Origin of the sequence: Rhodosalinus halophilus, from assembly GCF_003298775.1 — a bacterium.
In the GTDB taxonomy this organism is placed as follows: domain Bacteria; phylum Pseudomonadota; class Alphaproteobacteria; order Rhodobacterales; family Rhodobacteraceae; genus Rhodosalinus; species Rhodosalinus halophilus.
The window spans coordinates 1-404 of record NZ_QNTQ01000019.1 but is presented as its reverse complement, the minus strand read 5'-3'; the positions used below and the strand labels follow the sequence as shown (position 1 = coordinate 404).

Here is a 404-nt window from a genome sequence, read left to right as displayed (position 1 = left end):
CGTAGACCCGGTCCAGCCGCGGCAGCATGCGCCAGCCGAGCCGCGCGTAGATGGCACGCGCCTCCGGCACGCGGGCGAAGAGCGCCGCCTCGGCGTCGGTTCCCAGCGCGGCGGCGTCGCCCGGGAGGAAGGGCGTGGGCGCCGAGAGGATCAGCCGCGCGAAGCCCAGACCGGGCGCGCGCCCGACGGTCAGCAGATGCGCCTCGGCGCAATCCTCGATGTCGAGGCGGCGATAGGTGAACTCGTTGGCCTTGAGGTTGTCGTCGGAATACGCCGCCCGCCGTTCCGGGTCGTCGTCGGCCTCGGGAAAGAAGCGCGCGGCGCGCAGCACGACGACCGGCAGGCCCTCGCGCCGGGCGTAGAGATGGGCCAGGTCCTCCGCCATGCCCTTGGTCACGCCGTAG

Annotated in this window: 1 protein-coding gene; it reads right to left on the bottom strand. The window is 73.5% G+C overall.

Annotation, left to right across the window (positions count from 1 at the left end):
* On the bottom strand, positions 1-385 hold a 385-nt coding region (locus DRV85_RS19240), incomplete at its 3' end, for an NAD-dependent epimerase/dehydratase family protein (protein ID WP_233495566.1).
* Between the last annotated feature and the right edge of the window lie 19 nt (positions 386-404).